This is a genomic window from Paenibacillus sp. JGP012, assembly GCF_014203995.1.
Classification (GTDB): Bacteria; Bacillota; Bacilli; order Paenibacillales; family Paenibacillaceae; genus Paenibacillus; species Paenibacillus silvae.
Genome location: NZ_JACHKG010000005.1, coordinates 237,740 through 263,370, shown reverse-complemented (window position 1 = coordinate 263,370; position 25,631 = coordinate 237,740). Strand labels below are relative to the sequence as shown.

The window sequence follows — 25,631 nt, the reverse complement described above, 5'->3', positions numbered from 1 at the left end:
ATGTCGACATTCCCCGGGAAATGTTACAGCGAAAATCGACTGAATGTACCTATAGTGTATCTGGAAATGGGCGAATGATGCAATAAATTACCCGAGCACACTTTTGGCATCGGAAGAAGAGAGAGACGCAGCAGGTCTGGATGTATAATACGGAAGCAGCAGGATGCCAATCATGAGTAAAATAAATGCGATAAAATAAGGAGACACTCCAGTGCGGAGCTGTCCTGCTGTAATTGGACCGATGAATGAGCCAATAGAGGTGGCAATCGATTGTAAAGAGAAAATACGCCCCAGCTTGCTGCCGCCGCTTAAATGAATGAAAAGTGTAGCCATGGCTGGGAAAATAATACCTTTAGACATACCTAGCACAAATAACACAATGGATAACGAAATCTGAGGCATGGCTGCCATAACAAAAAAGCTCAAGGACATTAGTAATACACCAGCGACTAAACGCAGTTTGGGTGAATAACGGTTAAGAAACAGCATGCTGAGTGTAAACAATGCACCGATGCTGATGATCGAGAACAGTAAACCAGTAGACATCATGGAAGAATGACCGCCTCCCCGCAGAGGAAGTTCAAAGAACAAAATGCCTTGTGCACAGGCGATGACAAGTGGAAGCATAAAATAACGCCAGGATACGGGCAGGAATGCTTTGGATGACTCTGACGGTGTATGACCGGATTTGGATTTAGCAAAACCAGAGGGTGCAGGTACAGACTTCGCGGGTTCGGTTGCCGGCTCCGGCTGGCGAATCAAACCTCTTGGCATAGTTAACAGTGCAATGACTCCTGTAAGGATCAGGAGGTAGCCAAGACTGGAGAAGGTGGCAGAGAAGCCCATCGCACCTACAATAACTGCACCGGCAGCGGGTGATACGACAGAGGCCAGTGTGTGCACGACACCATGTCCGGACATATATTTCCCCTGTTTGACAGGATCATTGGAGAGCTGAGCGAGCAGGGCCAGACAGGCCGGTGACAAAAAGGCCAATACAAAGCCGCTGATTGAGCGCAGGGCGAGCAGTTGCCAAGGGGTATGAATATGGGCCTGCAAGAGCAGAATGATGCCCGCACCCAGTAGGCTGAACACAATATATCTTCGGCTGCCGTGTTTATCAATCTGTGTTCCGGCGATCAGATTGCCAGGAAGATGTGTCAGGGAATAGATGCCCATCATCCAGCCGATGAAGGTTGGAGCTGCACCGAGCGATATGGCAAAAGGCGTCAGGATGGGATACTGGGCATGCAGATCAAATACTGCCAGGAACAAAAACAGGTATAGCCAGATGGCCGTCTTCACAAAAGCCCCTCCTTGTTAGGCGATGCCTGTTTATACACAGGTCTGGAACGTATCCACGTTCGTCGGACGAATCCTCATGGTACTACTTGTACGCCCCGCAGGACGAACTTAGACCGTTTATTTTTACCGGAAAGGGCTTAGCTGACAGCGGGTTCGGAAATCATGTATAATATTCGGGAAGTGTCCTGATCAACTCTAATACGGAAGGTGTAGCCATGAACATAGAAGTTATCAAGGAATTTGTGATGCAGAACTGGCTGGTGATCGTTGTTGCGCTGATCATTCTGTTCTTTGTTCTGAATGTTGTCAAAACGATGTTGAAATGGGCGATTGCTATTATCATTATTGCGGCTCTGCTGATATACAGCGGTATCTCCATGGAGCAGATCAAACAGACGGTCACTGATGTGCAGTCCAGTACGATGGACACACTCAAAAAAGAAGCGACAAACATTATGCTGGAGGAGGCCTCGAAGGCAACCTATGCAGCGGGACAAAATGGTGAATTTACGATTACCAGTCCCAATGTAGAAATTAAGGGCAGCACGAAGTCTGATAAGGTGGATGTGACGTTTCGAGGTATTTCGGTAGGAGAATGGAAGCTCGACAACGAAACGATCCGAACATTTGTCGAACAGGCAAAAAAGAACAAAACAGCACCAGCTTCGTAGTCAAAGGAGGAATGAAGACGTGCTGCAAACTTGGCTGGACAGCCTGAGGGAGTTTAACGGCATAACGATATTGCTGCTGCTCATTGTAGCGGCTTCCTTATTGCAGGGATGGTCCAGAGGGGCTTCACGTTCTGCGGGGAGACTCTTTGGTTTCCTGATGGACGGTATTATGGCAGTGATCGGTATTTTGTTATCCATCGGTTTAACCTTGTGGCTTGCGCCATATGTACAGCAGTGGTTATCCGAGCATGCTTCAGCTATGCCTAATCGGGAGCTGAACCGATGGGAGCAGTTGTATTATACGCTGGTTACAGCGATTGCGGATTTTCCGCTGATGCGTTTCGCTGTATTATTTGTACTCAGCTATGGCATTATTCGCATGGTTCTTGGTTTGTTGTCCTCTTTGATCATCAGCAGAAGGCATGCAGGGCACGAACCAGGTGCACCCAAAGGGGTAATCAGCCGACTGACCGGTGCGGTGATTGGTACCATTATCGGTTCAGTTCGCGGAATGATTGTTATTGCTGTATTGTTCATGATCGTCAGTCTCTATCCGGGCAGCATGTTCAGCCGTTATGTGGAGGCGTCGCCGATCTATATGCAAGGGGCAAAATCGGTGATTGAACCGTTGTCCGGCACGTTTATCAAGGACAAGCTTCCCGTATTTACACAGGCGGTTCAGAAGGAACTTGGAAGTATTCTGCAGCGGAAATATGAGGTCATTGATCACAACATTCCGGCAGATATTGAGCAGGCTGCGCAGGAGATTGTCAAAGGCAAATCTACGGATGAAGCGAAAGCGAGAGCTTTATATGACTGGGTAGGCACCCGCATTCAATACGATTACGGGAAAGTGGATGATTACGAGCAGAAGGGCATCTGGCATGAGCAGACCCCGCAGAATACGTTTGATACACGCAAAGGGGTATGTATTGACTACGCTCGTCTCTATGCGGTGATGGCTCGTTCCCAAGGGCTGGATGTCAAGGTTGTTACAGGTCTTGGTTATAACGGTCAGGGAGGCTATGGCCCTCACGCGTGGAATGAGGTATATGTATCAGACACCGAAAGCTGGATTCCGCTTGATCCGACATGGGCGATCAGTGGCGACTGGTTTAATCCGCCGAACTTTGCGGACACCCACCTGAAGGATCAGTCTGCTTGAGTGCAGACCGGACAAGGTTCGCAATATGACGACGTTGCCAGGTAATCATGCCGGAAATATTCAGTTTTCTGTGGTATGCATCAAGTCATGAAAGAGGTAGGAAGAATGAAAAAGCATTCCAATGAGAAGGATGAACTTGCGGACAAACGGCGTTTTAGCTACCGAATGAACGTATTTTTCTTCGCTTCCTTTATTATTTTTAGTGTAATTATTGTACGTTTGGCCTATTTGCAGTTTGTCGAAGGGCCGGAGCTCAGCCAGGAAGAAGCGAGCAACATTACGAAGGATGTGCCGCTGGCTCCGGTAAGAGGAACGATCTATGATTCGACAGGTACGGTGAAGCTGGCCTATTCCAAGCCGATTCAGTCTTTGTATCTCACATTGTACAAAAACTATGGGGATGTGGACGGTAAGCCCAATCCGAAAATTGGTGAAGTGCAGGAGATGGCCGCACGATTGCATGATGTATTTGAAAAGTATAAAGCCCCGAATTCCGAATCCTTGACCGTGGATCAAATTATCGAGGAGATGGACCTGAATTCACGTAAGGCGAATGGTTTTATGCCGCGCCTGATCAAGAGTGATTTGTCCGAAGGAGAGGTTGCCTATTTTCTCCAGCACAAGGATGAATTCAAGGGCATTCAGATCGTGGAGGAAAGCGTGCGGTACTATGATCCGGATACCGTTGCGGTGCAAACCATTGGTTATCTGAAAAAATTTAAAAGCTCCAAATCCTTGAAAAAATATCAAGAAGTAGATGAAGCGAACAAAACGCAAACCGATCCGGGATTGGTATATACGGAAAATGAGTTTGTCGGCTTTGATGGGCTGGAGCTCCAGTATCAGGATAAGCTGCGGGGTAAAAGTGGATATACGTCGGTTGACGTTGATTTACGTAACTTGCCTGAGGGGGTAGCGGGCACTACGCCGCCGCAGAAAGGATATGACCTGATCTCCAGCATCAACAAAAATGTGCAGGTGAAAACCGAGCAGGCCATTATGGATCAGCTCAGCTGGCTGCATCGTAATCCGGTATCCGGTAAATTGCATCCCAACGCCAAAACAGGCTTTGCTGTAGCCATGGAAGTGGACACAGGTAAAATTGTAGCGGCTGCCAGTATGCCGGACTATGATACGAATGTGTGGAGAACGGGCAGCATCAGCAATGAAGATTACGATAAAATCAAATATATTTACCAGAATGGTACCATTAGGGGCTTCCCGCCGGATGATTCAAGAAAACGTGCAGAGTCGGTTGTCCTGCTTGGTTCAACGATCAAACCGCTCAGTGTGCTGATCGGCTTGAAAGAAGGCTTCTTTACAACCAATACGGTGTACATTGACCGAGGATCAACAACATTTGGTGGAGACAACCGCCGCGTACAGAACTCATCGGGTCACGTCTATGGTGCCATGTATCCTCGTGATGCCATTCGTCATTCCTCCAACGTATTTATGATTGACGAGATTGGGAAGAAGCTGTACTCCCGGTATGGTGCAGAAGGCGTTGGCGTGTGGGACAAGTATATGGAGCAGTTTGGTCTTGGTATAAAAACAGGAGTGGACTTGCCGAATGAATACCCAGGATTTAAAGAATATGAAAGTAAATCTGAAAGCTCTTTGACCAAACTGGCCTATGCTTCCTTTGGACAACAGGGTAAATATACAACGATGCAGCTGGCACAGTATACGACCATGCTGGCGAATAAAGGAAAACGTATGGAGCCACAACTGGTGAAAGAGTTTCGGGATTCTGAGGGTAATGTGGTGGAGAAGGTGAAACCGAAGGTACTCAGTACAGTAGACTTCAGTGATGCATACTGGAATGAGGTACAGCGAGGTATGGCAACCGAGGTTTCTTCCTTTAGCGGCTTCCCTTATGACTTTGCCAGAAAAACAGGTACATCGACACAAAATGTTGGCGGGAAACTGGTGGATAACGGTGTATTTATCGCCTATGCACCACGTAACAATCCAAAGCTGGCTGTTGCTGTAGTCATCCCGGAAGGTGGATTTGGAGCCACCAGTGCGGCTCCGGTTGCACGGGCCATCTTTGATGCCTATGATCAGGAGTTTGGTCTGGATGGTATTCCGAAAAAAAATCAAAATAAAGAAACTGAAACAAATACGCCATAATCCGGTAGTGGAGACACTACAGGCAGAAGAAGGCCCTCAGCATGCTTTGCTGGGGCCTTTATTGTTGCATTTTTATGTAACCTAATGACGGGGATAACGTTATATACAGAGAGGATTTTTCTCTTTTAAGCTGGAAACCGTGAGTTTGTGTATTATTTGTCATATGAAGCTCATTACGAAAATGTAACCAAAAATAGAAAGACGTTACAGTGAGCTTTTGATAAACTTATATTACCATCTTACAAAGAACGGAGAGAACAGCATCTATGTTCAAACGATTCAAGAACAAACCGCCGAATGAAGATGAGAGCGCGGTTAACAAACCTTCCACAGCCAGGCTGAATATGTTTTTTTTCGCGGCATTTGTTATATTCAGTATCCTCATCTTCCGGCTGGCGTTTGTGCAGTTTGTCGAGGGACCTGAGCTGACGTATATGGAGTCCACCCGCAATACCAAGGATATACCGCTTGCCCCGGTACGTGGTCCGATCTATGATGCCACCGGGGAAGTAGCGCTTGCATATTCAGAGCCGGTGCAATCGTTATATGTTTTGCTGTATGAAGACTATGGCAATGATGATCGCAGGCAGGAAGCGGAGGAGCTGGCACAAGAACTGGCCGACATATTCAAGCGCTTCAACCCGGGAGATGCGACGCAGCCCGATGCGGAGGAAATTATTAAACGACTGGATCTGGATCACCAGAAAACGTTTGGTTATGTGCCAAGGCTGGTCAAGTCCGATCTGTCGACCCGGGAAATTGCCTATTTTATGGAGAAAAAAACGGAGTATCCTGGCATTATGGTGCTGGAAGAAAATGTGCGCCGATATGACCCGGACCGGGTTGCTGTGCAGGTTATTGGTTACACACGGGAATTCAAGCGTGTTCCAACGACCATGAAGCAGTACCAGACCATTATCCAGGAGTCTGCTTCTCAACGTGATCCGGGATTGGTCTATTCTCAGGATGAGAGAGTGGGATTCGACGGGCTGGAGCTGCAGTATCAGCAGGAGCTTCGCGGGCGAAGCGGATATCAATCCATTGACATCGACTCTCGTAATTTGCCTACAGGCACAATGGAGCTGACTCCGCCAGAGAAGGGGTACAGTCTGATTTCCACGATCAACAAGGAAATTCAGCTGGCAGCACAACAAGCGATTAGCGATGAAATACGGAAATTGCCGAAGGCAATTACCGGATATGCTGTAGCTATGGAAGTTGATACAGGTAATGTTGTAGCGATGGCAAGCATGCCGGACTATGATCCGAATGACTGGGATTATGACAAGATCAAGTTTGTATTCCGCAACGGCACAACAGAGTCTTTTCCTCCGAATGATAACAAGCCGCGTCACGCCGAATCCGTTGTGCTGCTCGGATCAGTCATTAAACCGCTGAGTGTACTCATCGGACTGAAAGAGGGACTGTTCACTGCGGGAGAAACGTACCCTGATAAAGGGTACGCTGTACTCGGCAAAGACGGACGACAAGTGAGAAACTCGCACTCGGCGTACAATGGAAACATTACTGCGCGGAGAGCCATCGAAAAATCATCCAATGCATTCATGATTGATATGGTAGGCAAGCAGCTGTTAAACAAATACGGTGGAGATAAGGCCATTGATAAATGGGATGAATACATGAAGAGTTTTGGTTTGGGTGTGTCCACAGGCATTGATCTGCCCAATGAATTTCTTGGTCAGTTGGAATATAAAGCAGACAATGATGAATCTGCGCTGACACGTCTGGCGTTTGCGTCATTTGGACAGCAAGCCAAATATACCACGATGCAGCTGGCACAGTACACCACCATGCTGGCAAACAAGGGCAAACGAATGGAGCCGCATCTGGTGAAGGAGATTCGGGATGCAAACGGCAATGTGGTGAAGAAATTTAAGCCGAAAGTGCTGAATGAGGTGAAGTTTGCGGATGCACACTGGAACGAGGTGCATAAGGGCATGGTAACCAAAGTAAGCTCTTTTGATGGATTCCCTTATGATTTCGCCAGAAAAACAGGAACATCCGAGCAAGGAACCGGGCCGAATAAAAAGGAGAACGGTGTGTTTATCGCTTTTGCACCACGGGATAATCCCAAGCTGGCTGTAGCGGTAGTGGTACCGGAAGGTGGGTTTGGTTCGGTCAGCGCTTCACCGATTGCACGCAAAATCTTTGATGCGTATGATGAGGTGTATGGCCTTGACGGTATCCCGAAGGGGAAGAAGGATCAGAAGCAGGAGCAAGAATAACGTTTGAAGCTTTTGTACAATTCTGTGTATATCCGCAAGGTTAAAAGACTTATTGATCTGGTCTGCAAATTTCAATCTCATATCCTTATGGACAGGCAAGGGAAATTATCCCTTGCCTTTTGTTTTGTCATCGGATAAAATTTGCACAAGGGAAACATTATTAGACATGCTTAAAAATTAATGCCTAGTACAAGTTAATTAGTTGTGGACAAATATTTTAGAACAGGGAAAGGGGAAGTGTAACATGATTAAGGTGAAGATGAGGGGTATTCATCGCGGTTTGATGACATTGGCATGTGTTGTGCTGATAATCGTACTGACAGCTTGTTCTGGTACTACAGGCGAGGGTGAGGATGACGGGGGGAAGGTCCGGGTCACTGCGACTACAGGTATGATTGCGGATGTTGCACGAGAAGTAGGCGGGGCATATGTTGAGGTTACTGGCTTGATGGGCCCGGGGGTAGATCCGCATTTATACAAAGCATCCCAGGGAGATATTCGCAAGCTGGAGCAAGCCAAGGTGATTTTCTACAACGGTCTGCATCTGGAAGGCAAAATGACCAGCATCCTGGAGAAAATGTCCAACAGCAAGCTGGTAACGGCAGTAGCCGAGAGAATTCCGACAGAGGAGCTTCATTCTGGTCAAGCGACAGGTGGAACGGAGTACGATCCGCATGTCTGGTTCAATGTAAAACACTGGATGCGCGCAGCAGAAGCTGTCCGCGACACACTTATAGAAGCAGATCCGGACCATACGGAGCAGTATACAGCTCAGGCTGAACGTTATCTTGAGAAGCTGGATGCACTGGACACAGAAGTACGGGAGAAAATCGGACAGATTCCCGAAGCAAGCCGTGTGCTGGTTACAGCACACGACGCATTCGGTTATTTTGGTCAAGCCTACGGGATTAAAGTGATGGGGCTTCAGGGCATCAGTACTGCTGCTGAATACGGAGCCAAGGATGTGAGTGAGCTGCGGGATTTCCTTGTAGAAAATCAGATCAAAGCGGTATTTATAGAATCCAGTGTACCTGCGAAAGCGATGGAAGCGATCATTGCGGGAGCCGCTGAGAAGGGCCATACCGTCAGCATTGGCGGGGAATTATTCTCGGATGCCATGGGGGCTGAGGGAACGGAAGAGGGCACCTATATCGGAATGGTTCGGCATAATGTCGAAACTATTGCAGCGGCTTTAAAATAATATTCAACCTAGAGAAGGGAAGTGAATGAATGATGAATAGCATGAATGAGATGAATGCCACAAGACAGGGGGCAGTGCGTGTGGACCGTAAGTGGCATGGTGAACCCGTAAGGGAAACAGGTGCGGCGACTACCCCTCTTCGAGTAAGGAACCTGGCTGTGGCTTATCATAAAAAACCGGTGCTCAGCAATGTATCCTTTGATGTGCCTGAAGGGCAGCTGATCGGTATTCTTGGACCGAACGGAGCGGGCAAATCAACGCTGATCAAAGCCGTGCTGGGGCTTGTCCCGAAGATGCACGGTGACGTAGAAATTTTCGGACGTTCTTATCGCGAAACCCGTCGGCGCATCGGATATGTGCCACAGCGGGAATCTGTAGATTGGGATTTTCCAACTCATGCTCTGGATGTGGTTATGATGGGCAGATACGGACATCTGGGCTGGTTTCGCCGCCCGGGAAAGAAGGAGAAGGAACTGGCTGCTCATTGTCTTGAACAGGTGGGCATGGGAGATTACATGTACCGTCAGATCAGCCAACTGTCGGGTGGACAGCAGCAGCGTGTATTTCTCGCCAGAGCTTTGGTACAGGATGCAGACCTGTATTTCATGGATGAACCGTTTGCAGGGGTGGACGCTACAACGGAGAAAGCCATCATCTCGCTGCTGGAACAGCTGAAAAAACAGGGAAAAACGGTACTGGTCGTTCATCACGATCTGGCTACAGTAGAAGAATACTTCGATCATGTATTGCTGCTCAACGGGCGTCTGGTTGCGGCTGGACCAACAAATGAAGTATTTGTACCGGATACTTTACAGGAGACCTATGGAGGCCGGATTGCAATGATCGGCAGCCGGACGGAGAAAGGCCAGGTGTGAGTGATGGGGAACTGGCTGCTTTCCATTCTGTCTGATCCGAATACCCGCTGGATTTTGCTCGGCTGTTTATTGCTCGGCTTCAGCAGCGGTATTATCGGCTCGTTCACTTTTCTTCGTCGTCAAAGCCTGATGGGGGATACACTTGCTCACGCAGCACTGCCTGGAATCTGCATTGCATTTATGCTGACAGAAACCAAATCGATCGGATGGTTTCTGTTCGGTGCGCTGGTAGCGGGCATTGTGGCTACGTTCGGCATTTCATGGATCACCCGCTCCTCAAGAATTAAGCAGGATACGGCAATGGGCATCGTATTAACTGTATTTTTCGGAATCGGGGTGGTGATGCTGACACGAATTCAGCACAGTGCCAGCGGGAGTCAGAGCGGGCTCGACAAGTACCTTTTCGGGCAAGCCGCATCAATGGTGCAGACCGATGTGTATGTCATGGGTGGAGTATGTCTTGTACTGCTGATGGCCTGCCTTGTCTGGTTTAAGGAATTCAAGCTTGTCAGCTTTGATCCGGGCTTTGCAAGAGGTATGGGACTGCCTGTAGGAGCTCTGGAACAATTCATTCTGCTGCTCACGGTTATTGCTGTTGTTGCAGGCATTCAAGCGGTGGGTGTGGTGCTGGTTGCAGCGCTGCTAGTTACTCCAGCGGCAGCGGCGAGGTGCTGGACGGATTCACTTGCGCTTATGGTGCTGCTGGCAGGACTGTTCGGTGCGTTAAGCGGTGCGGCAGGCACATTGTTCAGCACACTTGTCCCGAACCTGCCAACAGGACCGGTCACAGTGCTCGCGGCTACGGTGCTGTTCGCCGGGTCAGCGCTGCTCGCACCAAGACGTGGACTGCTTGCTCGCAAGCTGCGCAGCATTCAGGCGAGATCTGAATATTTGCGCGAAGAGCATGCATCGCTTCAGACGCTATCCGCTCAGGCCAAGATGCAGGAACGGGGGGAGATGTAGATGGCCACATTCTGGATTATTTTAACGGCAGTATTAGTGTCCTCTGCTTGTGCCATTCTTGGATGTTTCCTGATCCTGCGGCGGATGGCTCTGGTCGGAGATGCCATCAGCCATGCGGTATTACCCGGAATTGCGATTGCTTTTCTATGGAGCGGCTCCAGAGACTCGCTGTGGATGCTGCTGGGGGCAACGGTGTTTGGGTTACTGACGGTATTTTTCATTCAAAGCCTTCAGGCGGGAGGGCTGTCCTCGGATGCTTCCATTGGCATTGTATTCACTGCACTCTTCGCCGCAGGTGTTATTCTGATCAGTCTGAACGCTCAGCATATTGATCTGGATCTGGACTGTGTATTATTTGGAGAGATCGCTTATGTACAATGGGATACGCTAACGCTGTGGGGGATGGATGTGGGCCCTAGAGCGGTGTGGATGCTGGGCATTACCCTGCTAGTCATTCTTGTTGTTGTGGGACTGTTCTATAAACAGTTCAAGCTGTGTGCGTTTGATCCGGCTCTGGCAGCGGCCTGCGGCATTCCGGTGGTACTGTTCCATTATGTGCTGATGGGGCTGGTGTCGATGACATCGGTGGCTTCTTTTGAAAGTGTCGGCTCCATTCTTGTGGTTGGCATGTTGATTGTACCTGCGGCTGCCGCCTATCTGCTCACGGATCAGCTCGGTAAAATGATTGTGTACGCTGTCCTGATTGGAGCGGCTTCCTCTGTTGGCGGTTATCTGATGGCGTATGTGATGGATGCTTCGATAGCAGGATGCATGGTGGCGGTTGCAGGTATACTGTTTGTGCTTGCGCTGTTGTTATCACCAAAACATGGAATTGTGCTTCGTTATGTACGTCGTAAATATGCGGCAAGGTGAGGCCGGATGAACAGATTCCTTAAAAGACCGTCTGCAGAAGTGAGCTGCATCCCAATGGATAGAAACAACTACCAATTGGAGGTGCAATTCACGGCAGGCGGTTTTTGATGTTTTATTTTTCGGAAATATATAAGACGAATTATACTCATTGTATATCGGAAACGAAGTGTCAAAGCGCCGAATACAGGTTACTTTGTTGCATATGCATGTTCTGTGGTAAAATGTCGTTAGCTGTGACGTCCGGAGGAGTCTGCCATTGGCGGATACCGGGCGATCTTGTTGTTTTAATGGAGAGAGAAATACTGGAGGAGGATTTACAGCATGAGTGAACTGAAATACAAGCTGCTCGCCCTGGATATGGACGGTACGCTGCTGAATGATAATCATGAAATTACACAGGAGACGGCCAAATGGATACAGATTGCAATCCGTCGCGGGGTACATGTGTGCCTGTCCACAGGAAGAGCAGTATATCACGCCATGCCTTATGCGGTACAGCTTGCATTGGAGACTCCGATGGTAACGGTTAACGGCAGTGAGGTCTGGAAAGCACCGCATGAGCTGCATATGCGCCATCTGATGGACCCGTCCTTGATTCGCAAGATGTATGAGATCGGGGAGAAATATAACAGCTGGTACTGGGCATACTCCGTGGAGGAGCTGTTTAATCGTGATCGCTGGACGGATGATCTTGAAGGACGGGAATGGCTGAAGTTTGGCTTCACGACCGAGGATGATGAGATTCGTCATCAGATTATGATGGAGCTGCAGGAGATGGGCGGTCTGCAAATGACGAATTCCTCCCCTGTGAACATTGAGGTGAACCCGGCGAATGTATCCAAAGCGACCGGTGTAGCCGAAGTGTGCAAGCTGCTGGGCATCGACATGTCGGAAGTGGTTGCTGTAGGCGACAGTCTGAACGATCTGGCCGTGATTGAAGCGGTAGGTCTGGGGGTTGCCATGGGCAATGCACAGGAGCAGGTGAAGCAGGCAGCGGATATGATTATTGGAAGTAACAATGAGGACGGCATTGCCCACCTGATTCGTGAACATATTTTGAAGGGGGAATAACCTTTGCTTGCAACCGTTGGCTGGATTTTAATTGTACTGCTCTTTGCAGTAGGCATGGCTGGCACGGTATATCCGATTCTGCCGGGTGCGATTGCGATTTTCTTCGCGTTTCTTGTCTACGGCTGGTTTTTCAGCTTTGATCCGTTCGGTGTATGGTTCTGGATCATTCAGATTCTGATTGTTGTTGTGCTGTTCGTGGCGGATTACGTGGTCAGTGCCTGGGGTGTAAAAAGGTTCGGCGGCTCCAAGCTATCCACAACGCTGAGTACAATCGGGGTCATTATCGGGCCATTTGTCATCCCGGCCTTTGGACTTGTTCTCGGCCCCTTTCTTGGCGCATTTATCGGGGAATTAATCGGAGGGTCTTCTCCTTCCAAGGCATCCAAGGTTGGATTCGGCTCTGTTGTCGGACTGTTTACGAGCACAGTGATGAAGATTATTTTGCAGCTGGTGATGATTGTGTTATTCATTATTTGGGTGGTCCGATTCGCCTAGAATGTCAGGTTAGCTAGCTTAGGGCCGGAGAGAGGTCCGGTGTGGGGGAAAGAAGGGGAATTCGTTTTGTCTAAGAAGGAAACATTTATTAAAGGTACGCTCATATTGGCGGCTGCCGCACTGATTGCAAGGGTACTTGGTCTGGTGCAGCGCGTGCCGCTGGAGCATATCCTTGGAGATATCGGTAACGCATCCTTTACGATCTCCAACACGGTTTATTTAATGCTGTTAACTGTTGCAACCGCAGGTATCCCGAGTACGCTGAGTAAAATGGTTTCGGAACGCTACGCGCTCGGACGTGCGGGGGAAGCGCAGCAGATTTACCGTGCTGCCTTGATCTTTGCGGCAGTGGCCGGTGTGGTCATGTCTGTGCTGTTATGGTTAGCGGCACCTTTCTATGCAACCAACATTTCCAAAGTGCCGGAATCTGTGAGTGCCATTCGGGCGCTGGCTCCGGCCTTGCTGCTCTTCCCGGCGATAGCCATGATGCGTGGGTACTTCCAGGGACGCGGTAACATGACCGCGGGCGGCATATCGCAGATTGTGGAGCAGTTCGCGCGTGTAGGTACAGCGATTGTTGTAGCATATGTGATGCTGCAGTGGAATTACGATGATCAGACCATTGCCGCGGGTGCGTCCTTCGGGGGTGTGTTTGGCAGTATCGGAGCGTTTGCCGTCATGCTGTATTTCACATTAAAGCTGCGCAAGAATGATCGTGCGGCACAGCTGAATTATGAGCGGGCAGAACAGCTGCCGATGCGGGGCATTTATGCTGATATTTTCAAATTATCGATTCCGATTGTGTTGTCTTCCCTTGCGGTACCGGCAATCAACTTTATTGACTCCTCCCTTGTTGTTCCGCTGCTTAGTGGACGGATCGGGCTGGAGGAGGCGACCGGCGTACTGGCGATTCTCGGGGCGAAGGCACAAAGTATTGCAGGCATTCCGCCGATTCTGGCGATTGCACTGAGCCAGTCTCTGGTACCTGTGATTTCGGCGGCTTTTGCCCGTAAGGATGAGCTGCATCTGAAAAACCAGGTTACGCTGGCTCTGCGTATTTCCATCTTGACGGGCATGCCCATTGTGATCGCGCTGTGTGCAGCTGCTTATTCGGTAAACGGTTTGCTGTTCACGAGTCCGGATGGAACGCCGATTATTGCGCTGCTGACGTTCGGTACCATCTTCCAGATTACGATGATGACTACCAACTCGATCCTGCTTGGCGTAGGTAAACCACGGATTACCATGATCAGCGTAGCGGCGGGCATTATCGTCAAGCTGATTGCGAGTCTTATTCTGGCGCCGCTGTTTGGCATCTATGGCATTATCATCGCAACGGCCCTCTGTTTCCTGGTGATTACGTATCTGAACCTGCGCGTGCTGCGCAAAATTGTAGATTTCTCTATTATGGGCGGTCGCTGGCGGGGCTTCATTCTTACGGTGCTTCTCGCGGCAGCGGTCGGTTTTGCAGCCAATTGGAGCGGAAATCAGATCTTTGGTGCGTTCCTGCCTGCACGTGTATCGTTCCTGTTAACCTGTATGGTTGTAGGTGTGCTGGTCGTTGTGGTGTACCTTGTTCTGATGGTGGTACTTCGCGTACTGCGTAAGGACGAGCTGGGCAGTTATCCACGGATTCTGCAAAAAATTCTCCGTCCGCTCATGCGTCTGCAACGCGGCGCCGGACAACGGGGATGAGAGATAAGATAGAAAAGATAAGATAAGATAAACAAAGCGCTGTTCGCTCCTGTAGCGTATTGCGCTTTGTTTTATTTTGTGCGTTTTGTTGGTTTTGTTGGTTTGCAGGATTTTGTTTGTACACTTTGCTGGTTCAGGTGAGAAGCGAGAATGATGTTTAGGTCTAAACAGTACTAGTGGGTAATCTGCTGCACATCATGTGCCAGAGCGGTTTTCAGCATGCCGTACCGATGCTCATGACTCATCTCGAACAGCCAGGGCCTGCGGGGCGCCGTCAGGTATCCGAGGCAATCTCTGGTCTGGAGCCAATCCTGTCTCGTAATCGGTTCATACGGAGTATCTCCCCAAACAGCAAGCAGCTCCGGTGAATACAAACGCTGTCCTTCCGGCAGCCATTCCTCGTTCAGTAAAGCTTCCGCATACAGCTTGTGATCCTGGGGTCCAACATGGTGTGTCGTGAACAGTCCGGGCCAATATTCAGCACGTGAACCTCTGTGAGGTATGGCGCGTGCGAATTCCAGTACCTGCTGGAGCACTTGTTCTACACCGAATAACAGCGCATACAGGCCTTTGCCGAATTGGATACGCTCATTGATTTTGCCGAAATGCTCAATGACCCGCCCGGTGAGCCCTGCTCCTTGTCCAAGAGGGAAAACGATGTGATTTAGTCCGGCCAGATTGTGCAGATGAAAAGCAGGCTTGGAGAGCACTTCTTTTTGAAAATACGGATGCTGTACGACTCTGCTCTCAATATAATTCTGCTCATTAATAATTAAGGCCACGCTTAATATAGAGCTGCATCGTTCCAGCCAGAATCGTTCCCAGAACGGGGTCATAAACGCCGAGACGTGAAAATGGGACAACAGATGAAAACAGCTGCGTCCAAGCCGCCGACTGTGTATATAGAGCTGTAACTGGGGATAAGCATCCTGGAAAATAAGGGCATTGCATCGCTCCAGCAAGCGGTACATATGCTCACGATCCTGCTGATTCTGCAGATTATGCATCAGGTCGCTATGCAAATCCGTCATGTGATACCCGCCGTTGCGGGACACCATATGTGCCAGCAGTGCCCAGTGCAGTTCGGGGTACTGCTCGTAACATTCCAGATACGCAGCTGTGCGGGTCACGTTACTGCGATTATGCTGCTGTGTCAGCGTTTTAATGTCCTCAAGGATGATGCAATCCTCCTCGCACACGAGCGTACTGTTCGCCTGAATGCTGCGGGATGGCGAAATGATGCCAGTTCCGGGTAACAGCCGTTCAACCTCGGCTTGCAGAGCAGCCGCTGTATCCGAGTTCCAGCCCAGATCGCGCAGAGGATGTCTAAGCAGTGAGGATGCCTGCCAAGCAGCCTGTTTGCCGCGCCATACTTCACGGGCCGCTCCGGGAATTGCTCGAACCATCTGCAATAACGAAGCAGGGTGATGTGTTTCTGTCGTGTCACTTCTGGTGGAAGTCATGAATGGAACATCCTTTCATGAAAAATGGTGTTTGATATATCAGGACTTGTGGTTATTCTAAGTATGCGCTGAACATTTGACTTCCAATCGCCAATTTGCTTCACTAAGATGGAGACAAGGTACAGAAAGGGAGATGTGACTATGGAACAGATTACATCCAAGCCGGAATTTGATGTGGCGATTCAATCGCCGCGTTTGACGGTAGCCGTATTCAAGGCAGACTGGTGCGGGGATTGCAAATACATCGATCCGTTTATGCCAGAGGTAGAAACGAAGTATTCACGTGATCTGACACTGATTGAAGTAGACGTGGATCAGGTTGGCCCGGTGAGTCAGGAACAGAATATTTTGGGTATTCCGAGCTTTGTTGCCTATACGGATGGACGTGAACTGGTGCGTTATGTGAACAAGCTGCGCAAGTCGCGTGAAGAGATTGAGCAATTTCTGGATCGCGCCGTTGAGGTATACAACACGATTCATAAGTAAGGGTAGGCCGCGAGTATACTGCTTTTCGTTTCGGTGTCACATGATGCGAAGCCGCCAGGAGAACCATCCCAGCACGCGGTGCCCTGTCTCATGACAAGGTGGTCAGCAAGGAATTGATTTTTCAGATGCAGGGCATACTGTGAACAAGTTTCTCAAACTCAGGGCTGTTGGTTGAGTCGTAATCTGGCTTAAGACAGCCTTGTTTCTGCTTAGGCATGTTGTGTACGTTGTGGATGTAATTGATTTACACGCAACCACAAAGTTTGTGATTCAAACCATTTGGAGAACGGCAATAATGAGTTAGTGGGGAAAGGGGACAATGTTAAGGGGAGGAAGTGAACGGGGTGGGGAAGCTCTTTCGGCCAGTTTCGTTACTCTAACGATTTCCAGAAACGCTATTTGGCCCTAATTACGTGTTTTTATTTTGTAACGATCTCAGGAAAGCTTATTTCGGGAATTTCATGTGAAACGGGACGTATTTAGCGGGTTTTAAATGAAATAAGGTTTCTGGGAATCGTTAAAATCGAAGTAAGCCCTATTTTGCTTAAATAAGCTCATCTGGAATCGTTACAATAAAAGGGTGACAATTAGACAAGACATAGGAACGTTGGAAACACTAGGAACACCGAGAATGCGGTAAACGTCGCAAGTATCTAAACAAACATTGAAAATTTAATCGAACCATCGAACCATCGAACCATCGAACCATCGAACCATCGAAGACAACGAAAACATCACGCAATCGGTAACGTTGAGCATAACCCAACCCAATCCAACCCAGCCCAAAACAATTTGTCGTTTAAATCAGGTTCTCATTTATCAAGCATAGCACTGAACAAACAAAAACCATCATAAAGCAACGAAACTAGCAAAGCACCTCAAAAGAGCTTTACAAACAAAACACTGCACCACCCAAACGTTACATAATAAAAAATCCAAAAGTAAGAAATCATAAATAAATTACACAATAAAGCTATTCCTCTAACAAGAGGGCGATAATATGACTATCAGGTCAAAATTTTAACAGACGTTAACATTTTGTCACAAAGCACGGCGTCAATGATGCTTTTATCCGTTATAATAAATTTAGTTGTGAAATTAGTGTCAAAGTAAAGAATAAAATATCAAACGAACGATCATGAAGCGAAGATGCTCTTCGCCATCTTAAACTAACAGCGGGTGAGAAAAAATTGAAGCACTTAACATTGTTTAAATGGTTAACCGTATTAACCTGTCTTATTATGTTCCTGGCCACTTTTGGCGGCGGGATCGTAACCAAGACAGAATCAGGCCTTGGATGCGGTAACGAATGGCCTTTATGTAACGGGAAGCTCGTTCCTGCACATACTGTTGCCTCTATCATTGAATTCTCCCACCGTGCCGTGAGTGCATTGGCGGGCCTGCTGTCCATCGCTTCGTTTGTTGCCTTTTTGCGATTTGGCAAGCAGCGTCGTGATCTGCAGCTTTTCTCATTTCTGACCCTAGTATTTGTCATTATACAGGGGATTATGGGCGCTTTTGCCGTGGTATTCTCACAATCCTCTGCGGTCATGGCGCTTCACTTCGGATTTGCGTTAATTGCGTTTGCAAGCTCCTTAATGATGGCTCTCGGTATTCGGCAGGAAGCCCGGTACGGTGGTCTCGAACGCCTGAACAGATATCCACGTGTCAGTAAAGGCTTCCGCAATCTGGTCTGGTTCTCCACCATCTACACCTATCTGGTCGTGTATACAGGGGCATTTGTGAGTCATACAAACTCTGCTGGAGGTTGTTCCGGGTTCCCGCTATGTAATGGACAGATCGTTCCTGAGCTTTCGGGAGGGGTAGCTGTAGCGTTTGCTCACCGTCTTGCTGCGGCATCGTTAGTGATTGTCATTGCAATTCTGGGACATTTTGCGTATCGCAAACATCCGGATAATCGGGAGCTGCGTACGCTGGGTGTGTTATCCGTAATATTGATTTTGATGCAAGTGGTTATCGGTATGTTTATGATGTGGACGATGAGCCGCCCAGAGGTGTATATGTTTGTAGCACTCGCACATATGCTGGATATCGCCATATTGTTCGGTGTGCTGACGTATATGAGTTTCCTGGTGTACAAACTGCACCGCCCGGTAAATCGCTTCTAAACTGAAGCAGCTGTCTATCTTAGAACAGAATTCAGTTCCTTCACTTTTAGCACTGCACTTGCAGCCTGGCTGCACTATATTTGGAAAGTCCACCCTTCGGTGATACAGATTACTGGAGCAGGTGGACTTTTGTTTTTGTTTGATGTTTGAATCAACAGGGCAACCTAAACCAAGTTATAATGATTACAAGCATTTGCAGCCGTTAATGGGGAGAAGTAGTGGCTGTCCAGCAGCTGTGACATCATATATTTTGCATCATTAGTGGAAAGAGGAGGACATCTATGCTGCGTACGTTACTTGGCGAGAAGCCGCGGGTCAATCAGGGGATTCTGAAGGAAGCGATGGATGCAATGGCACACACGCTGGATTCATTTGAGCGCCAGATGCATGTGGACCATGACCCGGAACACGATTACAGGAAGCTTTATATCTGGACGCAAGGGCTGATATCATCATTGGATGAATTGGAGCAGAGCTATTTTGCAGCAGCCCATTTTCGTAAAAAAGTGGTTGCCGGCTATACCGAAGATATGACCTCTGCTGAAAAGGGGGAGTATGCGCGTTATGTCTATTTTTATAAGGATGCGTTTATTCGATGCTTTGCCATACTGGACAAACTGGGAACCGTTTTGAATGAAATATTCCAGTTGAATACTTCAAAGACGAAGGTGCATTTCTCTTATTATACGGTACTTAGGCAATTTGATTATCATCGGGAACACCATGCGCTTGCATTGCAATTAATCAAAATCAAGGAAAATTATCGTGAACCCATGAGCAGGCTCCGCAAGCGGCGCAATATGGAGATTCATTACATGAACTCTGAAATGCAGGATGATCTATGGCAGCTGCATCAGACGATGAAGGGGAAAGTCAAGCTGGAGGATCTGGATCAGCATTTGCTGGAGATGCAGCAGGGTGTGGATATGGTCTGTGAAACACTGCACACAGCATATCGATATATCACTCGAATCTGGCGTAAACAGGGCATGAGACGATAATGGCATCAAGCATATCACAGTAACAACATGAAATAATACCCTTTGACAAATCGGAATACTTGGACTATACTGAGTTGCAGATCACAATTTACATGGATTTGTTATTTATCTAAAATGCACTATTTAATAGAGTTTTGACATTGTAGCATTTAATGCAGTTTAAAAATGTAATATTTGATGCAGTTTGATCATTATACATGATGAACTACAAGAACCTATATTATTCTACAAACAATATATTTCTCTTATCGAGAGTGGCGGAGGGACAGGCCCGATGAAGCCCGGCAACCGATCTGTGCTGATGACATGAATGTGTTTCATTACAGATGTTAGGTGCTAATTCCTACAGAATCATAGTGAATATGATTTTGGCAGATGAGAAGGTCATTTCACGTAAAGAGCCATCTTTGTATCTGCAAAGGGCTCTTTTTTTGCGTAGAAAGGGGAGTTTTCCCTTCCTTCGGGTAAAGATATATGTAGGTGATGGGGAAGGAGCCGTACTATTGATAGAACTGGTTGGATTAACCAAAACATATGGCAGGCGTGGCAAGACAACCACGGCGTTGTCAGAGCTCGATTTAAGCATCCAGAAGGGTGAAATATTCGGCGTTATTGGCCACTCGGGTGCGGGGAAAAGCACATTGATTCGTTGCATTAACTTGCTGGAACGTCCGACAGCAGGCGAAGTATGGGTGGATGGAATTAACCTGACGGAGCTTGGCAAAAGTGAACTTCAGCAGCAAAGACGCAAGATCGGCATGATTTTTCAGCATTTCAATCTTTTGTCTTCTGCCACAGTGTACGATAACGTGGCTTTTCCGTTAAAGCTGGTGAATACACCTAAGGATGCGATTGACCGCAAGGTGAAGGAGATGCTGGCTTTGGTCGGTCTGGAGCAGCACAGCAGCAAATATCCGGCACAGCTATCGGGTGGACAGAAACAGCGGGTTGGCATAGCACGAGCGCTTGCAAGTGATCCAAGTGTGCTTCTCTGTGATGAGGCGACCTCTGCGCTTGACCCGCAGACAACGGATTCGATTCTCAAGCTGCTGCTGGATATCAACGAAAAGTATAATCTGACAATTGTGCTTATCACGCACGAGATGCATGTTATTCAGAACATCTGCGCCCGGGTGGCAGTAATTCATCAAGGTGGCATTGTGGAGCAAGGGCCAGTAACTGAAGTGTTCCTGAAGCCGCAGCATGCGATTACTCGGGATTTTGTGAGTCGTGATCGTGAAGGTGGACTGGCGCTGGAAGAAATGGTGCTTGCGAATGCCGGAACGGAGCTCGGAACGGGTGTATCATCCAAGCTGGTGAAAGTGTCGTTTCTGGGAAACAAAACGTATGAAGCGATTTTATCTCGAACGGTTCGCAAAACAGGCGTGGATTTTGCCATTCTGCAGGGCGCAATCTCTACCATCAAGCAAGTTCCCTATGGTCAATTAACTGTAAGGTTTGAGGGCGATGTTCAAGCCATTGAGCAGACGTTATCCGAGCTTGCCGCAGAAGGACTTGATGTGGAGGTGCTTCGTTAATGGATTTTTCAAAAGTAAACTGGGATGAGGTTGGCACCGCCTCTATTGAGACGTTACAAATTTTAGCTGCATCCGGCTTGTTCACCGTTCTGCTTGGTCTACCGCTTGGTGTAATTCTGTTCATGACAGGGCGGTCCGCATCAGCGAGATCTCGAGTAACCTATATTGTTTTGTCCGTCATTGTTAACATCTTACGTTCTGTACCTTTTATTATATTAATTGTTGCTCTGATTCCAGTTTCACGTGCGCTGGTAGGGACTGCTACTGGGGTGCTTGGCGTCATTCCACCTCTTGTTATCTCGGCTGCGCCGTACTTTGCACGTCTCGTAGAGAATACGTTGCGAGAAGTGGATCGCGGCGTCATTGAAGCGGCACAGGCAATGGGGGCATCCACAGGACAGATTGTCAGACGTGTGCTGCTGCCAGAAGCGCTACCGGGCTTGCTTGCCGGCATTACCATCACGATTGTGACCCTGGTATCTTACACGGCTATGGCGGGTATGGTTGGCGGCGGCGGATTGGGAACGTTGGCAATTAACTACGGATACTACCGTTATCAGAACGAAATCATGATTATATCCGTTATATCCATGATTATTCTGGTCCAGCTTCTGCAGATGCTTGGCGATCGTCTGGTCATTTATTTCACCAGGAAATAACACATAGATGAAAAAATATAAGTCGAAGGGGTTTTACAGATGAAAAAATGGTCTATTGTTCTACTCAGCTTGATGTTAATTGCAGTGCTTGCAGCTTGCGGCAACAACAAGAAATCGGACAGCGGTGCGGATAATTCAGCAGGCGCTCCGCGTACCGTTGAATTGAAAGTAGGTGCTTCACCTACACCTCATGCTGAAATTTTGGAAAGCATCAAGCCTGCACTTGAAGCACAGGGCATCCGCTTGCAGGTTGTTACATTTAACGATTACGTACAGCCAAATCAGCAGCTGGAGGATGGCAAACTGGATGCGAACTTCTTCCAGCATCAGCCGTACCTGGATGTGCAAAATAAAGAGCGCGGATTCCATCTGGTTGCTGTAACGCCGGTTCATGTAGAACCTTTTGGCGGTTATTCCAAAAAGATTAAATCGTTGGATGAACTGAAAGACGGCGCAAAAGTAGCAATTCCCAATGACCCTTCCAATGGCGGACGTGCACTCCTGCTGCTGGAGAAGAAAGGTCTGATTACACTCAAAGACAATACCAACATTACTTCCACGAAACAGGACATTACAGCGAATCCGAAAAATCTTGATATTATTGAGCTCGATGCAGCGATGATGCCTCGCCAGCTGGATGAAGCCGATCTGGTGTTCATCAATTCAAACTATGCGCTGGAAGCTAATCTTAATCCGGCTAAAGATGCGCTGCTGATTGAAGACCTGCAAGGCAATCCATATGCAAACATTCTGGTATCCCGTGAGGATAATAAAGATGCAGATGCCATCAAAAAGCTGGCTGAAGCTCTTCACTCCGAAGATGTGAAAAAATTCATCAAAGAACGTTACCAAGGTGCAGTTGAACCTGCGTTTTAAGGTGAAAATCCAACGATAACCCGAAAGCCCCGCATGTCTCATAAAGAGAACTGCGGGGCTTTCTTATCAATCTGCATGCAAAAAGATTTGTTGTTTTATATTTCTCTTTTTTGAGTAAAGATTCAAATTGGAACAGATTGTGAAGAGCGGGCAAGTTGTGAGGGAAGCATAAATCTTTTATACTGGATGAGTGACTGCTCTTTGAAGAGGGGGATGAACGTGAAGGGAAAGATTGCCCTCATAACGGGAAGTGCCAAAGGCCTTGGGAAAATGACAGCACTTAGTCTGGCAGATCAAGGATGCCATATTGCCCTCAATTATGTGCACAGCCAATTAGAGGCTGAAGCGCTCAAGACTCAGATTATTGCCAAAGGCGTGCGTTGTATTGCTGTGCAGGCAGACATATCCAAAGCAGAAGAGATTCATGCGCTTGTAGCTGCCGTGGAAGCGCAGCTGGGGCATATCGATATTTTAGTGAATAACGCGGGGCCATTCGTACGTGAGCGCCGGGTGTTTGCGGACTATTCCGAGGCAGAGGTGCAGATGCTGGTGCAGGGCAACCTGCTGGGACCGATGATTCTGGATCAGCTCGTCCTGCCGGAAATGCGCCGCAAGCAGTGGGGGCGGATTATTCATTTTGGCTTCAGTCATGCCGGTGAAGCGAGGTCGTGGCCTCATCGTGCCGTATATGCTGCTGCGAAGGTGGGGCTGGTTTCGTTTACAAAGACACTCGCCGTGGAAGAAGCGCGCCTTACGGGATTACGGTGAACATGGTATGCCCTGGAGATATTCGTGGTGCAAACAAAGAGAAAACCATTGATGACATTGCGAACATACCTGATAAGGAAACGCCAAGAGGGCGTCCCGGCAGCGGAGAAGATATCGCAAGAGTGATTACGTATCTGTGCCTGGATCATTCGGATTTTATCACAGGCAACATTATGGATGTGTCTGGAGGGCTTGATCCGATCAGGCCAACAATATAACAGGGTACCAAAAAAAGAGCCCTCCGCTTCTTGCGAAGCGAAAGGCTCTCTGAGGTTTATTTCGTGAAGGATTGATTAGAATACTTGTACGACTTCTTGTACACCCTCAACTTCTTCAAGAAGGGCGCGTTCAATCCCGGCTTTTAATGTAATGGTGGAGCTTGGGCAGCTGCCGCAGGCACCGACCAGTTTCAGCTTAATGATGCCGTCCTCCACGTCGACCAGTTCCACGTCACCGCCATCGCGCTGCAGGAACGGACGAAGTTTATCAAGCACATCAGATACCTCATCATACATGGTGCTTTGTGCGTTTTCGCTCATATTGTTCAACTCCTTTCCTCCTTATAGTATATTACAAACGACCACAAATTAAAATGGTCAAACAAAGCAGGTGAATGAAATGAGACCAATTATTGAATTTTGTGCTAACAATATGCATTTTGGCACAGATGAAGTCATGGATCAACTGGATGAAAATCCGGACTATGACGTCATCGAATATGGCTGTCTGACCAATTGCGGTCAATGCTATATGACCCCTTTTGCCTTGGTTAATGGTGAAGTGGTCACCACGGACAAAGTAGAGGATCTATACAGCGCCATTCTTGCCAAAATCGCCGAAGCGGATGCATGGGACGCGCTCGATCTTGATTAATTAACCAAGATGGCGCTTGGACATCCAGAGCACGCCGCTTTTCAAAATACGAGGCACACGTCCCATCATGGACGTTTTGCCCATTAGCCCAAATCCAGCCTTCTTGCCGAGTGCGCCTAATGTGCCGCGAAGCTTGAGAGGCTGCGGATTGGGCTTTTCGCCTTTCCAGAGCGCATGCTGAATATGAGCGATTTGCTCACCCTGAACCTCCGCAGCCTGACCACTTGGTGCATAAGGTACACTTGCACAGTCACCTACAACATACACGTCCGTATACTCCGGAATTTGATAATATTCGTTTAATACGACACGACCCTGCGGGTCCTTGGTTACATTGAGGTCCTGAACTACCTTCACTGGCTGAATACCTGCCGTCCATACAACGGCATCTGTCTGAATTAGTTCGTCGCGGTTATATATGGCGTTAGGTTCAACGCGGGAGATGGCGATATGTCCACGCGCTTCCACCTGATGCTCACTAAACCACTCATGAACATAAGAGGAGAGACGTTGAGGGAATGCAGAGAGTACCCGCTCACCACGATCAAGAATAGTGATATTCAGGTCTGGTCTGCTCTCACGGAGCTCGGCAGCCATCTCAACTCCGCTTAGACCGCCGCCCACGATGTGAACATGGCCATAAGCTTTGACTTCGTTAAGACGAAGATAGGTCTCGCGTGTTTTGCTGAAGCTTTGAATGGTACAGCTATATTCCTCGGCACCAGGTGTGTTGTGAAAACGATCTGTACATCCGAGTCCAATCACAAGCTTGTCATATTCAAGCGGTTCCTGGCCTTCAAATTCAATCTGACGCTGCTCCAGGTTAATGGCTGTTACTTCACCGAAGCGGTGGGTGACTTTCTCATTGACCGGGAAATGGATGCGCAGATCGTAATCCGATACGGTTCCTGCTGCGAGTGCGTAGTATTCGGTCTTCAACCCCTGAAATGGGCTGCGATCCACCAGAATAATTTGTGTGTCTGCGGGGATTTTACCTTCCAAAAGTTCCTTGATGATGGTGAGGCCGCCATAGCCGCCTCCAAGAATGACGAAATTTTTCATGACTCGGCTTCCTTTCTGCATCAGTCCCAAGCGTTGGGGCTGTAACCTGCAGAACAGCTATGCATTGACATAGCTGCTCT

Annotated in this window: 22 protein-coding genes, 1 pseudogene and 1 riboswitch; of the genes and pseudogenes, 19 read left to right on the top strand and 4 right to left on the bottom strand. The window is 48.2% G+C overall.

From position 1 onward, the window contains the following. Positions 1 to 87: 87 nt before the first annotated feature. On the bottom strand, positions 88 to 1,305 hold the full coding sequence (locus HNR77_RS09390; RefSeq protein WP_184182881.1) for an MFS transporter: 1,218 nt from the start codon (positions 1,303 to 1,305) through the stop codon (positions 88 to 90). A 215-nt stretch (positions 1,306 to 1,520) separates the two neighbouring features. On the opposite strand from HNR77_RS09390, the gene HNR77_RS09385 reads away from it, so the two are divergent. From HNR77_RS09385 to HNR77_RS09335, 11 genes are all read left to right on the top strand, one after another. Beyond that, complete coding sequence (locus HNR77_RS09385) at positions 1,521 to 1,976, top strand: ATPase (RefSeq protein WP_184182879.1); 456 nt, start codon at positions 1,521 to 1,523, stop codon at positions 1,974 to 1,976. A gap of 19 nt (positions 1,977 to 1,995) precedes the next feature. Further along, complete coding sequence (locus tag HNR77_RS09380) at positions 1,996 to 3,141, top strand: transglutaminase domain-containing protein (protein ID WP_184182876.1); 1,146 nt, start codon at positions 1,996 to 1,998, stop codon at positions 3,139 to 3,141. Positions 3,142 to 3,246: 105 nt separating this feature from the next. Next, positions 3,247 to 5,277: a peptidoglycan D,D-transpeptidase FtsI family protein gene (locus tag HNR77_RS09375; RefSeq protein ID WP_184182873.1), complete on the top strand. Its 2,031-nt coding sequence runs from the start codon at positions 3,247 to 3,249 to the stop codon at positions 5,275 to 5,277. A 266-nt stretch (positions 5,278 to 5,543) separates the two neighbouring features. Beyond that, entirely contained in the window at positions 5,544 to 7,523 is a 1,980-nt protein-coding gene (locus tag HNR77_RS09370) for a peptidoglycan D,D-transpeptidase FtsI family protein (protein ID WP_184182870.1), read from the top strand. A 244-nt stretch (positions 7,524 to 7,767) separates the two neighbouring features. Then, positions 7,768 to 8,724: a metal ABC transporter solute-binding protein, Zn/Mn family gene (locus HNR77_RS09365; protein ID WP_184182867.1), complete on the top strand. Its 957-nt coding sequence runs from the start codon at positions 7,768 to 7,770 to the stop codon at positions 8,722 to 8,724. Positions 8,725 to 8,756: 32 nt separating this feature from the next. Then, a complete protein-coding gene (locus tag HNR77_RS09360) occupies positions 8,757 to 9,599 on the top strand; it encodes a metal ABC transporter ATP-binding protein (RefSeq protein WP_260410434.1) in 843 nt (280 codons plus the stop codon). A 3-nt stretch (positions 9,600 to 9,602) separates the two neighbouring features. Then, positions 9,603 to 10,562: a metal ABC transporter permease gene (locus HNR77_RS09355; protein WP_184182863.1), complete on the top strand. Its 960-nt coding sequence runs from the start codon at positions 9,603 to 9,605 to the stop codon at positions 10,560 to 10,562. Next, positions 10,563 to 11,435 (top strand): metal ABC transporter permease, encoded by an 873-nt coding sequence (locus tag HNR77_RS09350; protein ID WP_184182861.1) that lies wholly within the window; start codon positions 10,563 to 10,565, stop codon positions 11,433 to 11,435. 321 nt (positions 11,436 to 11,756) lie between these two features. Continuing rightward, a complete protein-coding gene (locus HNR77_RS09345) occupies positions 11,757 to 12,506 on the top strand; it encodes a Cof-type HAD-IIB family hydrolase (RefSeq protein ID WP_184182858.1) in 750 nt (249 codons plus the stop codon). A 54-nt stretch (positions 12,507 to 12,560) separates the two neighbouring features. Continuing rightward, positions 12,561 to 13,001, top strand: coding sequence for a DUF456 domain-containing protein (locus tag HNR77_RS09340; RefSeq protein WP_184183155.1), 441 nt, complete (start codon positions 12,561 to 12,563; stop codon positions 12,999 to 13,001). Positions 13,002 to 13,067: 66 nt separating this feature from the next. Continuing rightward, positions 13,068 to 14,696: a putative polysaccharide biosynthesis protein gene (locus HNR77_RS09335; protein ID WP_184182855.1), complete on the top strand. Its 1,629-nt coding sequence runs from the start codon at positions 13,068 to 13,070 to the stop codon at positions 14,694 to 14,696. A gap of 173 nt (positions 14,697 to 14,869) precedes the next feature. On the opposite strand, the gene HNR77_RS09330 is transcribed toward HNR77_RS09335, so the two are convergent. Next, entirely contained in the window at positions 14,870 to 16,102 is a 1,233-nt protein-coding gene (locus HNR77_RS09330; protein WP_483874548.1) for a DUF2515 family protein, read from the bottom strand. Positions 16,103 to 16,300: 198 nt separating this feature from the next. Here HNR77_RS09330 and HNR77_RS09325 point away from each other — a divergent pair, with 198 nt between their 5' ends. The 7 genes and pseudogenes from HNR77_RS09325 to HNR77_RS09295 all read left to right on the top strand — a co-directional run bounded on the left by HNR77_RS09325 (position 16,301) and on the right by HNR77_RS09295 (position 23,834). Next, complete coding sequence (locus HNR77_RS09325) at positions 16,301 to 16,645, top strand: thioredoxin family protein (protein ID WP_111269516.1); 345 nt, start codon at positions 16,301 to 16,303, stop codon at positions 16,643 to 16,645. A 1,190-nt stretch (positions 16,646 to 17,835) separates the two neighbouring features. Continuing rightward, on the top strand, positions 17,836 to 18,774 hold the full coding sequence (locus HNR77_RS09320) for a COX15/CtaA family protein (RefSeq protein ID WP_184182849.1): 939 nt from the start codon (positions 17,836 to 17,838) through the stop codon (positions 18,772 to 18,774). A gap of 281 nt (positions 18,775 to 19,055) precedes the next feature. Beyond that, entirely contained in the window at positions 19,056 to 19,775 is a 720-nt protein-coding gene (locus HNR77_RS09315) for a Cthe_2314 family HEPN domain-containing protein (protein WP_184182847.1), read from the top strand. A gap of 242 nt (positions 19,776 to 20,017) precedes the next feature. Next, a riboswitch (SAM riboswitch) is annotated at positions 20,018 to 20,157 on the top strand. A gap of 121 nt (positions 20,158 to 20,278) precedes the next feature. Further along, on the top strand, positions 20,279 to 21,313 hold the full coding sequence (locus HNR77_RS09310; RefSeq protein WP_184182844.1) for a methionine ABC transporter ATP-binding protein: 1,035 nt from the start codon (positions 20,279 to 20,281) through the stop codon (positions 21,311 to 21,313). Beyond that, the gene (locus tag HNR77_RS09305) at positions 21,313 to 21,972 is read left to right on the top strand and encodes a methionine ABC transporter permease (RefSeq protein ID WP_184182841.1); all 660 of its coding nucleotides are present in this window, start codon (positions 21,313 to 21,315) and stop codon (positions 21,970 to 21,972) included. The genes HNR77_RS09310 and HNR77_RS09305 overlap by 1 nt, the downstream gene beginning before the upstream one ends. Positions 21,973 to 22,011: 39 nt before the next feature. Further along, a complete protein-coding gene (locus HNR77_RS09300; protein ID WP_184182839.1) occupies positions 22,012 to 22,848 on the top strand; it encodes a MetQ/NlpA family ABC transporter substrate-binding protein in 837 nt (278 codons plus the stop codon). Between the two features lie 219 nt (positions 22,849 to 23,067). Then, positions 23,068 to 23,834: pseudogene (locus tag HNR77_RS09295) on the top strand (SDR family oxidoreductase). A gap of 75 nt (positions 23,835 to 23,909) precedes the next feature. Here HNR77_RS09295 and HNR77_RS09290 read toward each other — a convergent pair. Then, complete coding sequence (locus HNR77_RS09290) at positions 23,910 to 24,155, bottom strand: NifU family protein (RefSeq protein ID WP_053783253.1); 246 nt, start codon at positions 24,153 to 24,155, stop codon at positions 23,910 to 23,912. Positions 24,156 to 24,234: 79 nt separating this feature from the next. Between HNR77_RS09290 and HNR77_RS09285 the strand changes: the two genes are divergently transcribed. After that, entirely contained in the window at positions 24,235 to 24,489 is a 255-nt protein-coding gene (locus HNR77_RS09285) for a YuzB family protein (protein WP_111269509.1), read from the top strand. On the opposite strand, the gene HNR77_RS09280 is transcribed toward HNR77_RS09285, so the two are convergent. Continuing rightward, the gene (locus HNR77_RS09280) at positions 24,490 to 25,551 is read right to left on the bottom strand and encodes an NAD(P)/FAD-dependent oxidoreductase (protein WP_111269508.1); all 1,062 of its coding nucleotides are present in this window, start codon (positions 25,549 to 25,551) and stop codon (positions 24,490 to 24,492) included. Positions 25,552 to 25,631 lie beyond the last annotated feature (80 nt).

Coding starts and splice junctions, on each gene's coding strand:
- HNR77_RS09280 (WP_111269508.1), bottom strand. CDS start 25,551: ATGAAAAATTTCGTCATTCTTGGAGGCGGCTATGGCGGCCTCACCATC.
- HNR77_RS09315 (WP_184182847.1), top strand. CDS start 19,056: ATGCTGCGTACGTTACTTGGCGAGAAGCCGCGGGTCAATCAGGGGATT.
- HNR77_RS09350 (WP_184182861.1), top strand. CDS start 10,563: ATGGCCACATTCTGGATTATTTTAACGGCAGTATTAGTGTCCTCTGCT.
- HNR77_RS09370 (WP_184182870.1), top strand. CDS start 5,544: ATGTTCAAACGATTCAAGAACAAACCGCCGAATGAAGATGAGAGCGCG.
- HNR77_RS09385 (WP_184182879.1), top strand. CDS start 1,521: ATGAACATAGAAGTTATCAAGGAATTTGTGATGCAGAACTGGCTGGTG.
- HNR77_RS09345 (WP_184182858.1), top strand. CDS start 11,757: ATGAGTGAACTGAAATACAAGCTGCTCGCCCTGGATATGGACGGTACG.
- HNR77_RS09375 (WP_184182873.1), top strand. CDS start 3,247: ATGAAAAAGCATTCCAATGAGAAGGATGAACTTGCGGACAAACGGCGT.
- HNR77_RS09330 (WP_483874548.1), bottom strand. CDS start 16,102: ATGGTTCGAGCAATTCCCGGAGCGGCCCGTGAAGTATGGCGCGGCAAA.
- HNR77_RS09340 (WP_184183155.1), top strand. CDS start 12,561: ATGGCTGGCACGGTATATCCGATTCTGCCGGGTGCGATTGCGATTTTC.
- HNR77_RS09365 (WP_184182867.1), top strand. CDS start 7,768: ATGATTAAGGTGAAGATGAGGGGTATTCATCGCGGTTTGATGACATTG.
- HNR77_RS09290 (WP_053783253.1), bottom strand. CDS start 24,155: ATGAGCGAAAACGCACAAAGCACCATGTATGATGAGGTATCTGATGTG.
- HNR77_RS09325 (WP_111269516.1), top strand. CDS start 16,301: ATGGAACAGATTACATCCAAGCCGGAATTTGATGTGGCGATTCAATCG.
- HNR77_RS09360 (WP_260410434.1), top strand. CDS start 8,757: ATGAATAGCATGAATGAGATGAATGCCACAAGACAGGGGGCAGTGCGT.
- HNR77_RS09300 (WP_184182839.1), top strand. CDS start 22,012: ATGAAAAAATGGTCTATTGTTCTACTCAGCTTGATGTTAATTGCAGTG.
- HNR77_RS09355 (WP_184182863.1), top strand. CDS start 9,603: ATGGGGAACTGGCTGCTTTCCATTCTGTCTGATCCGAATACCCGCTGG.
- HNR77_RS09285 (WP_111269509.1), top strand. CDS start 24,235: ATGAGACCAATTATTGAATTTTGTGCTAACAATATGCATTTTGGCACA.
- HNR77_RS09305 (WP_184182841.1), top strand. CDS start 21,313: ATGGATTTTTCAAAAGTAAACTGGGATGAGGTTGGCACCGCCTCTATT.